This is a genomic window from Komagataeibacter swingsii (assembly GCF_003207895.1).
GTDB classification, from domain to species: Bacteria; Pseudomonadota; Alphaproteobacteria; order Acetobacterales; family Acetobacteraceae; genus Komagataeibacter; species Komagataeibacter swingsii.
Window position 1 is genome coordinate 1 of sequence record NZ_NKUB01000051.1, and the last position, 10,139, is coordinate 10,139.

Annotated in this window: 11 protein-coding genes; 3 read left to right on the forward strand and 8 right to left on the reverse strand. The window is 57.3% G+C overall.

Annotation, left to right across the window (positions count from 1 at the left end; translation table 11 throughout):
* Positions 1-314 precede the first annotated feature (314 nt).
* The 6 genes from CFR76_RS16580 to CFR76_RS17880 form a co-directional block, all read right to left on the reverse strand.
* Entirely contained in the window at positions 315-2,855 is a 2,541-nt protein-coding gene (locus CFR76_RS16580; protein WP_110557898.1) for a DUF927 domain-containing protein, read from the reverse strand.
* Positions 2,852-3,199: a hypothetical protein gene (locus CFR76_RS16585; protein ID WP_110557899.1), complete on the reverse strand. Its 348-nt coding sequence runs from the start codon at positions 3,197-3,199 to the stop codon at positions 2,852-2,854. Before CFR76_RS16585 ends, CFR76_RS16580 begins: the two co-directional genes overlap by 4 nt.
* A gap of 358 nt (positions 3,200-3,557) precedes the next feature.
* Entirely contained in the window at positions 3,558-3,809 is a 252-nt protein-coding gene (locus CFR76_RS16595; protein ID WP_110557900.1) for a hypothetical protein, read from the reverse strand.
* A 590-nt stretch (positions 3,810-4,399) separates the two neighbouring features.
* The gene (locus tag CFR76_RS16600) at positions 4,400-4,729 is read right to left on the reverse strand and encodes a hypothetical protein (protein ID WP_110557901.1); all 330 of its coding nucleotides are present in this window, start codon (positions 4,727-4,729) and stop codon (positions 4,400-4,402) included.
* A 366-nt stretch (positions 4,730-5,095) separates the two neighbouring features.
* Complete coding sequence (locus CFR76_RS16610) at positions 5,096-5,356, reverse strand: hypothetical protein (protein WP_110557903.1); 261 nt, start codon at positions 5,354-5,356, stop codon at positions 5,096-5,098.
* Positions 5,353-5,550, reverse strand: coding sequence for a hypothetical protein (locus tag CFR76_RS17880; RefSeq protein WP_141261394.1), 198 nt, complete (start codon positions 5,548-5,550; stop codon positions 5,353-5,355). The genes CFR76_RS16610 and CFR76_RS17880 overlap by 4 nt, the downstream gene beginning before the upstream one ends.
* 419 nt (positions 5,551-5,969) lie before the next feature.
* On the opposite strand from CFR76_RS17880, the gene CFR76_RS18300 reads away from it, so the two are divergent.
* Entirely contained in the window at positions 5,970-6,305 is a 336-nt protein-coding gene (locus CFR76_RS18300) for a hypothetical protein (RefSeq protein ID WP_208624028.1), read from the forward strand.
* Positions 6,306-6,462: 157 nt separating this feature from the next.
* Here the strand turns inward: CFR76_RS18300 and CFR76_RS16625 are convergent, their stop codons facing one another.
* Complete coding sequence (locus tag CFR76_RS16625) at positions 6,463-6,990, reverse strand: PIN domain-containing protein (protein WP_110557905.1); 528 nt, start codon at positions 6,988-6,990, stop codon at positions 6,463-6,465.
* The gene (locus CFR76_RS16630) at positions 6,990-7,730 is read right to left on the reverse strand and encodes a hypothetical protein (RefSeq protein WP_146222719.1); all 741 of its coding nucleotides are present in this window, start codon (positions 7,728-7,730) and stop codon (positions 6,990-6,992) included. Before CFR76_RS16630 ends, CFR76_RS16625 begins: the two co-directional genes overlap by 1 nt.
* Positions 7,731-8,316: 586 nt before the next feature.
* Between CFR76_RS16630 and CFR76_RS16635 the strand changes: the two genes are divergently transcribed.
* Positions 8,317-8,571: a type II toxin-antitoxin system HicA family toxin gene (locus CFR76_RS16635; protein ID WP_019087476.1), complete on the forward strand. Its 255-nt coding sequence runs from the start codon at positions 8,317-8,319 to the stop codon at positions 8,569-8,571.
* Positions 8,568-8,909, forward strand: coding sequence for a type II toxin-antitoxin system HicB family antitoxin (locus CFR76_RS16640; protein ID WP_110557907.1), 342 nt, complete (start codon positions 8,568-8,570; stop codon positions 8,907-8,909). The genes CFR76_RS16635 and CFR76_RS16640 overlap by 4 nt, the downstream gene beginning before the upstream one ends.
* Positions 8,910-10,139: the final 1,230 nt, after the last annotated feature.

Here is a 10,139-nt window from a genome sequence, read left to right on the forward strand (position 1 = left end):
GCTGTGCGGGATTAATCCCGCACAGCCCATACAGCGTTGATACGTATGGGCTTCTCAGATCGTTCTTAGAAGTTACTAATTACGAAACAGTCTCTTATCTGCGCTGTTCTCAGCGGAGGGCAGCCCCTCAGACCGCCTGCTATCAGGTGGAAACAGCACCAATCCATTTCGGGGTCTGTAAAATGCAGTGTAACCCTTGTAACCAGTGTAACTGGTTTTCAGATTGGCTGTTTTCCGGCACTTTTCTAGCCTGTTTCCAGTTACACAAAGGAATGGGCAATGTGTAACCCGTGTAACCAAGGACGGATGAGCCATCAGTTACCTCCGTCCACAATGTCGCCATTCACGACATAGAAACGCGCTGCCTTTTCTTTTTCTGGGTCTTTGATGACGGAGGTCGGACTCCCTCCCCCGCCCGAATTGAGATACCCGGCAGCGATAAGGCTTTGCGCGGCCCGCCTGGCATCCAGTCCCTTACACACGACCTCACGCCACACGGCGGGGAAGATCAGGTATTCCCATTTCTCCGCACCGCCCTCTGTCGTCACCTTACGGCGGTATCCGGCGCGATTGATCGTGCGGGAGCGGCTATCATCGCCGTCGCCATCGGGACCACCCAGCAGGGTGAAACGGCTCTCTCCGTGTTCCTCAATGAAAAGGCGGACCTGTTCGATTGCGGTCCTGTCCTCCGCGGCCTGGGTGCCGCCACGATCATCCAGCCATGAACGGAAGCACACCAGAGCCGCCCGCGTGGCCTCCCCGCGCTGCCACGGAAGGACGCCATACGCGGTTGCCATTTCACCCGCAGCAGCCACCAATCCAAACCGTCGCACCACGGAGCGCACCTGCCCATCGACAGGGCCAGAATCAGGCAATGCCTGTTCCTCAAACCGTGCCACGATCTGCTTGATGGTATCGGTAAGGGCAGCCTCATCCTCATTGCGATCCATCACAAGGGCCTGCAACCAGGCACGGCTTGCGGTGCCGTAGCTTGTCCGGGCCGCACGGCGGATATGATCGGCAAGGTCGCCCGGTGAGGCCATGTCATGCAGGTTTTCAAACAGGCCCATCCCGGCCCCGGCATCGGCCTGCACGTTCACAAGCCGGACCTCCTGCCCCGCCATCGGGCGCTGTCCGGCCTCCCCCATCTTGGTTGCCAGCGTGATTTCGCCGGTGGACAGGAACAGCACGCGCCAGCTCTTGCGGGCACGGGCTTCGCCATTGCGCCCGGCACGCTGCTTGCCGCTGTTGTTTGCCAGCATATAGGTGATTTCACCGACTTCGCGGCTGTTGGCCTGCCCCATCTCATCGAGAACAAGCAAGGTGTCGGAGGTCTCGGACGCGATGCCCTCCGTCCCGTTGGACGTACCGCGCCATGAACGCACCTGCCCGTCACGGTCGCCCTTGCCCCAGACCGAACCCGCCGCGAACAGGGATGTGGACTTGCCGGACTGACTCTTGCCCACAATGTGGAACCCACCCGACTGTTCGCCCATCAGGTCAAGCAGGGGGCCACAGAAGGCAACAGACAGGGAAAAGGCAAAGCGGCTGTTGCCCACGGCATAGGCGGCAATATCGCGCTGCCAGTCCGCCAGTGTCCCGGCTGTCCCGTATTCCGCGCCCCGTGCCATGCGGGTTGTCTGGAACACTACGTCACGCCGCCCCGCGCCAACCGTCACCCCATTGGGCAGGACAAAGGTGGCGTTGCCATTGTCATGATACCATCCCGACTTATCGACACAGCGCAGGCGGCGCACGGTATGGACGGAGGAAAAGAACTGGCGAAGGAATCGCGTCCCAGAGACGGCGCACCCGAAACCCGCATCCTCAAGTTCACCGGCAATGTCCTTGCCGTCCCCATGCACCATGCGCCTTGGTAATGCCCATTGGTGGGGCCTTCCGTCCGGGTCCAGCCAGCTAATCAGGACGCCCCATCCGTTGCCATCCACGTCCCGCGTTTCGGCAATCACGTTGAAGGGGATGCATATCCAAAACTTCTTCGGGGGCAGGTCGCCACCCTGTTCCTCGGTGAAATACAGCCCCCCGCGCTCCATGCTGTAACCATGCGGCATCTTGACGTTTGCAACGGCTGGCGTGGCCTGATCCAGATAAGGGCGCAGGAAATCCACATCGGAGGTTTCCCCTCCGCCTGTCAGGTCATCCGGCACGTCATCGGCCAAATCCCAACCGGGGGGCAGGTTGTCCGGCACCCCCACCGTGCGCACCACCGCAGCCCCGGCATCCTCAAGGACGGCAATGACCGCATCGGCATACCCGCTGCCAGCGTCGTCATTATCCGGCCAGATGGTCACGCTACGTCCCGCCAGAGGCGACCAGTCATTATTGGCTGCCGCCTTGCTGCCACCCTGGGAGGTCATGACCACATAATCAGGGAACAGACGGGCTGCCGCGTCCGCCGTCTTTTCGCCTTCCACCAGCAGCACGGGCACGTCAGGGAAGGCCGCCAACTGATCCAGTCCATAAAGCGGCAACGGCTTGCGCCCCTGCTTGCAGTGCCAGCCGGTGCCGTCACGGCGGTTGCCCTTACTGTCCGTCCACACACGGCGGCCATAGGACAGAGGCAGAATATCCTTACCACCGTCCTCGCGTTCCTTACGGAACCGGGCACAGAGGGGGCGGCCCTCCGCATCCCGGTAAACCCATAGGGACGATGCACCACGCGGCAATTCAGGTTCACAGGGGGCGGGTGTGATCGGCTCCCACTGTTCGCCAGACGGGCCGCCAATGGTCTGGGCTTTCGCCTTTTCCTCATCTGTCAGGGGCGCAAGCGGAGCCGCACCAGACAGGCACGCCATTGCGGGAAGGCTGCTGGCTTCGGAGGTAATGCCGGTCATGGCTGCACCCCCACGCCAAGCATAAGGGATAACTGCCGTGCCGCCTCAAGCTGGGACAGCCCAAACAGATAGGCCGCAAGGGATACGGGATCGCCGCCCCGGTCGCCCGTAGCGAAATCAGACCATCGACCCGTATTCATGTTCACTTTGAACGAACCGGGGTTACGGTCGCCCCGGCGCGGGTTCCGCGACACCCATTCGTGCCCCTCACGCTTACCGTCTGGCAGCCAGCGCAGGAGTAGAGCCGTCAGCACGCCAAGGGCTGCGCTGTTGACTGCCTGGAAGTCTATTTTACCCCCCGGATTCGTACGTACGGATTCCGGGTGTGCATGTGTTTCTGCCATGTCAGGCTTGCCACCTTATTCAGGTGCCACCTGTCATTTTACTTGGGAAACCCTACGTCGGTGACGTATAGTGAATGTGCCCTTCAACAGCATACATCACCGGCGCGGCTCCCTCAGTTAATGACGGGGGCCGTTGCTTTTTGGGATGAATGTTGCGCTGGGAAGGGACGCAAGCCATGCCAGTCCCGCCCGGAAATCAATCACCGTCCGGCGTCCCAGCTTCTTTGCGATCAGCTTGCCGTCATTCAACTTGCGATATGTTTCCGTGCGGGACATGCCCGTCCGTGCCACCCACTCAACCACCGATACGTAATGCGGAGGTGCCTTCTCATTGCCGCCAGCAGTCACGCGCACCCCCTCAAACCATAGCGTGGGAGGGCGCGCAGCCAGTGCGGCCAACAGGCAGACGGGCGGCAATGACGGGCAGGTCAGACCGGCGCACGAAGCGGAAGCGGCCCCGCTTGATTGTGGGAATCATCCCGCTTGCTGCGTAGGAGTAAGCCGTCGTCATTACATGGAAGCTATCGCCAGCGCCCCGAGTCGCACGCTGGCTGTTCAGTTCCGCAATTGCATCGGCAAAAGGGATCAGGTCGTCGTTTTCTTCGGTCATAAAGCACCGCAAACCAAGGGTTTCAGGGTGCTATCAAGGCGTCGGAAAGCACAAGGGCCTGTGCAAATATGCACAGATTACCCTTGTCAACCAAATCGGAGTCCTGTTAGGAAAACCGACAGGAACCAGCACCAACGGAACCTGTGTTTTTCTAACAGGATTGGCGGTTTTCCGCCGTCCTGATAGCAATGACACTACCAATGAGAAGCCGCTTTCGGTGTTGCAGCACCGGGCGGCTTTTCTTTTGGCGACACGCTCCCGAAGAAGCGAGTCACGCGCCACTGATTCTCTATACACCCCAAAACATGTCCGTTCCAATACCTAATGCCACAGGGCCTTTCTATGCCGTACAGAACGGCTTTAGAAATGTACGGCTATAGGTAGACAAAAAGATATTTGATCCACCTGCACGGGCTTCTATGGGCCTCTTATGGGCATGTAGTTGACCGCATAGGAAACTGCCTTTGCATCCATCAGAACGAAATGAGGACAAACCGCTTGGGGAATCCGGCTTTTGTTCACAAGTGCCAATTTCCTGCCTGGCAAACAACACGGAGGGTTAACCCCACGGTTAAGCCCTACATCGTTTCTCATGAAATGCAGTCCTCAATGGCGTGTGCATATCGACCGATCCCATCGGCCAGCCATGCCAGTTCAGTGCCGGTCTGTTTGTCGCCCTCCGCCATGCGGGCCAGTATCCCGGCCATGACACTGATTTCCGTGGTGGCAGCCTGTATGGCCGCCAGCCGGTCGGGCGTTGCCAGGCTGGGCGGCGCTGTATGCGCGCGCCATGCCCGGTGGCAGGACGCAGAACTGCTGCCCATCGCCTCGCCTACCTCGCGCCATGACAGGCCCTCCTTGCGGAGGTGTTCAATCCGGCGGAGGTCACGAGCGGACCAGGTGCGTGCGGGGCGGCTCATGCGTGCCCCCTGTAGTGCTGGTGGGCCATGTAAAGGTCATACAGACGCGCTTTGGCTGCGACGGTAAAGTAGTCCACATGTCGGTCCACCAACGGGATACCCTCATGCTCAAAACTGGCACACGGGGCATCTTTCAGCGTGTTCCGCATGGCTTCAACCTCCGCCTGCATCAGGCTTTGCGCCTCCTGTAAGGGCAGGCCGTCCACGCCCCACACGGCATCTGCCCATTGCTTCCCGCTCCGGATCGGGTCAGTTACTGCATGATGACGCCAGCCCCGAAACACAGGCTTGTATGTTTCTTGACCTGCCGGGCAAGGACTTGCAGCCGTTCGGCATCTGTCTGTGGCTGATAATGGGGAGAGGCGTTCATTCCGCACCACCTTTCATCGCCAGAATGTCACGGGCAAGGCTGCCCTCTATCGTGTCGGACTTCGGATTGCACAGCATCACAAGCCGGGCCTTGTCCTGTAGATCGGCAAAGGTCCGGGCGCGTGTGCGGATGGCCTTGCGGTAGGCCACGCCAAAGCGTTGCATCTGTGTTTCCGCGTCGGAGGTGGCAGGCTCCTTCCAGCAGCGGCGATCAGCGCCAAGGGCGGCCATCGTGGCCTTGCGGATGGGGCTGGTCATTTGGCTCTCTCCCGGCGTTCATCGGGGATACCCAGCCATGCCACATCCAGTTCGGTGTGGAGGCGCTTTACCCATCCGTGCATCCACTGCACGGGGACAGGTTCTGAGGCGGAGATCAGGGCGTCCAAGATTTCAGCCAACGACCCCAAATCGCATACGATGGCATGCACGCGCTCTCTCGGTGTCTCGCTCATCGGGCCACCTCCGCCAGCGCGATCACTGTGGAGTGGGGTTTCACGTCACCGTGGCGCAAAACCTCCGGCTGGGCAAAGCCTACCAGGGCGATCAGGAGCAGCGCAGGGAAAATCAGCCCGGCTACCAGATGCTCGGATGTGAGTAAGGGGTCTTTCCCAGCTTTGGGAAAAAGGAAGCCGAGTACGCTTGTACCCAGCCGAGAGCATGCCCATGTGTGTCTGGGCGTGCTATAGGCACGATTAGCCATTGCCGAGGTCTCCTCTCGGGTATGGTTAAGGCCAAGTCGAGTGAGTACCAGTCACCGGCTTGGCCACCATTATTGTATCTCACGCCATCGAATGATAACGTGGTGCTAATCTAACGGCAGCCCATATCGTTTTGTCAAGGCGTTAATATGATAACAGGGACACAATTAAGGATGGCGCGTGCAGCTGTAAAGCTAGGCGTCCGAGATCTTGCGGCCATCGCCAAAGTGTCGCCAGCTACTATCACCCGGATAGAAGGTGGCCATCCCGCCAATGCAACAACACTACAAGTGCTTGCAACCTCCCTTGAGAAGCAGGGCATTAGATTTTCTGTTGATGATCAAGGTCGGCTAGGCGTCGCGCTTGCGAAGTCGCACCTAGAGGAGAGCGACCGCCATTTTGTGGAAGACGTAATCAAGCAACGTCACGAGCAGGCAATATGGACAGCAGATGTAAAGCGGAAATACGCCGAGCGGCATCCGTCCAAGAATGAACCATCCGAGTCATGATGGCCTTGCCCATGCCGCCGGACGCCATGAGAAGGCTACAGGCTCAATGTGCTGCTTCCCAGAAAGCGTGAGCATATCTGGCATTGGCTGGGCAATTGGAGAACAGCTTGAAGGACTTCCCTACCAGACGTTCTACGTATTCGAAGGCATCTCTGTTCTACTGAAGGGACTTATGAGCGGGGAATATTAGTGAACCTTGATCTTCTTTAGGACGCCGAGGCAATCCTTGAAAATCACACACCTTAAAATCAAGTGATTTTGCCCTATTTATTAAAGACTTATCAGCAGAATATATCGTAGAAACACTTGATATTTTTGCAATTGCAATAATTGAAAGATCAAATTTGAATGGGACTTTATTCTGCCCTTCCTCTTTTTTTTGATTTTTAAACAGCATACCAAATTCAACAGCTGCCCTTTGGCCGAAATCAACAATGCGAAAGGCAGCTTGGCTTTCCAAAATAGGAATTATTTTAGTGATGTCCGCGCCTCTGGCACTCAGTGTTTCAGCCAGAACAGGAGCGGGAATTACAATCTCCGCACCTTTCTCAGAGAGCTGCTCAACCAGAAAATTCAAACGATCTACCAGAGTATCAGAGGCATCTTCCGGTCTGAAATTGGCAGAAGTAGAGTCGTACGTATATGCTGAAAGGAAGTTCGTATCCAGTAATACTCTAACTGACATTATCCGCGAACATCCATTAGTTCATTAAAAGAATCGTCTGGATTTTCTATCCCAAAGCCGCCGGCCTTCTTTATCTCTTCACGGATAGAAACAAGGTTGTCGTTTTTCAGGACAACCGCACGATCTGCTTTGAATTCACGAAGTTTCCATTCGCCATTCGCACGTCTCTGCCACCGGGCTTTTCCGTATAGACGCAGATATTGGAGATAAAGGGGAGCAAGGCCTTTCGCCACGGCCTCAGAACACTGGAAAAATTCAATCCCCGTAGCGTTCTGAATGCGTCCACTGAAATCATCTTCGCTAATGCGATAAGCTATGGCAACCAACCGACCTTGCAGCGTATCGTCTTGCCAAAAGGCCGGGAGAGGAGAGGCGAGATTTTTAACCCCAGGCAAAGACAGAATCTTTTTGCCCGTGAAGCAGTCCTCAATCCATCCATGGCCACCATTGGCAGCTAAACAACTATCTAGCGCCTCGTAGGCTGCACGCGCAGCCCCACCGTCTTCATGCATGGCCATAGCCATACGCTCTAATACAGCAGGAAGGCCTTCCGGAGAAACGGCAATAGGCATCCTCACAGAACCAGTGGTGACAGATGTTAAGTGTGTTGTTTTGGGAGAGCCAAGCAGATTAGAGAGAAGGTGGATATATTCCGCCAATTGCTTGAGAGGAACATCTTCCAAGCGGAATCCTTCAAGCTGAAGCTTGAAGGTAGCCTCACGGTCAGCGTCAACAGTCATGATTACGCCTCCCCTCTCTTGGCGTTACATCCTTTGGCGGTGCGAGTGTTGCCGATTTCAAGAAGGTACGTCAATTTTATTGGTTCCCTGCCGATTCACAAAGGATGATTTCGGCCTCACAGGATCAGCGGTTTCCTCTGCCGCCCACAAAGGCATGTAGAAAGCCTCAAACGCTCAATGCAGTCACAGAGACGGGTATTCCGTTACACACGCCTGAGCGCGTCCCTGACAGGCTGTGGCGGGCATCTGTGTCGGCACCACTCCCTTCCAGGGGGCTTGGAGCATTGCGGCACACCAGCAGATCACCCGCGTCAACGTCGAGCATGCAATGCAAGTCAGGCCGGTGCCCCGTATGGGGCAACATATCTTGCCTTCCCTGTTTTGTTCCCACTCGGCCCGAGATGGCCCTAAACGGCCCGGACAGGCTGTTTCTTTCCTTCGGGCCAAGTCGGGCCATTTGAGGCCGAATAGGACAGAAAACGGATCGGCAAGATGTGTGACCCTACCTATGGTCACGGCCTTACTCGCGCTTCGCACTCAATGGTTTTCTGTTGGAAGTGATACCATATTATGGTATCATCCATTGATGAAAGCCAAGCATCGCCGCACCCTCGAACTGATCTTCAAGCGCCCCGTCTCCGGCAATGTGCCGTGGAGCGATATTGAAGCCCTGTTCGTCTCGCTGGGTGCCGAGGTGTCGGAGCGGGAAGGATCGCGCATTGGCGTGGTCCTGTTCGGGGAAATCAGGGTCTTTCATCGGCCCCACCCCAAGCCAGACACGGACAAGGGCGCGGTGGCATCGGTGCGGAAATGGCTGGAGCAGAACGGAGTAACGCCATGAACAACATGATGGAGATTGGCGGCCACCGGGCCGTCATCCAGTTTGACCCGGAAATCGGCATGTTCCGGGGCGAGTTCCTTGGCCTGCACGGTGGGGCGGACTTCTACGCGGACAGCGTGCAGGGATTGCGCAAGGAAGGCGAGACCTCGCTACGCGTGTTTATGGAGATGTGCGAGGAAAAGGGGATCGACCCTACGAAACGCTACTCCGGCAAGTTTCAGGTCCGCCTGTCGCCAGATGAGCACGCCCGTGCGGCTGAGATCGCTGCCGCCCGTGGCGTTAGCCTCAACCGTCTTGTCCAGGACGCATTGGAACAGGTTGCGGGGGAGCCGTTTTGATTTCCGTTTGAAAAAAAATCAAACGCTGCCTGCCGCATTCTCTCGCGCATGCACGCGCGTATCTCGTAGCGAAGTTGGTCAGCGGGTCATGGTCCTGCTGCGCTATTGCGCGCGCGTGGACCTGTTCGACCTGTTCATATTCCCTCGCCTACGCACGCGCGTGGACCTGTTACATGTGTATCACGGCCATGCTCTATCTAACGCGCGCGTAGACCTGTTGTACGTGTGTCAGACACCAGCGACCAATGCTAACATTTGCTAACATGCGCCGCCCCGAAATGGCCGCTTCAATCTCAACATTTCTCAATAAGCCTCTCGTATAAAAATGGCGGAATAAAGCCAAAAATTAAGCATCTCCTCGCGTGCGCGCGCGTACTGTGCCATTAATCCCGGCATTGCCGGGGTGGTTCAGCCCGCAATATGATGTGGCATGACAGGCACCAAACCCATATCCGAATGGACACCGCCGGAGGTGGTGGACGTGTTCAGCATCAGGCAAGGGGCACGGAACCCACAAAACCGGTACTGCCCCATGTCGCAGGCTGCATTTGCCAGGCGGTATGGCTTTACCGCTTCTGCTATGGCCGACTGGGAGCAGGGACGCCGGAAGCCTGATCCAGCAGCCCGCACCTTGCTGGCGATGATCCAGAAGGATCAGCAGGCCGTGGACCGACTATTGGGCCACAAGGACGCTGCTCCCCCTAAGTAGATGGGGTAGCCTCGCGCGCGCATCGCGCGTAGACCCTGTGTACATTGTGTCGTGCCGTCCCTCGTGCGCATTGCGCGTAGGGTGTGTGTCATCTGTGTCTCGCGCGCGTGTATCGCGCGTAGACCTTGTGCGGTTTGTGCCGACGAAATTCGTCGTCAGTCGCCTCGCGCGCATCGCGCGTAGGGTCTGTCCCATTTGTAACGGCCACACCTGTGTAACTCGCGTACGGTTTGGGCCGCAGAGATAAACCAAAGGGTCCGCACAGTAAGCGGTCCCTACCCCTGTTCAATCTGAACATACCTCCGTCATGCTGCCATACGCCGCCTAATGTTCAGCACGGTCGAAGGGGAAACACCCGCACGGGCGGCAATCTCACGTAAGGACATGCTTCTACCCTCCTGGGTGGCAAGTATCCGCTTCACGTAAGCTCCCGGCGACTGACGCCTTGCTGAATACTTCTGGTCTGGTTCAGCTATGAAGCATGAGCGATTTAAGAGATAGGGACGCGGTACTACCTGCGA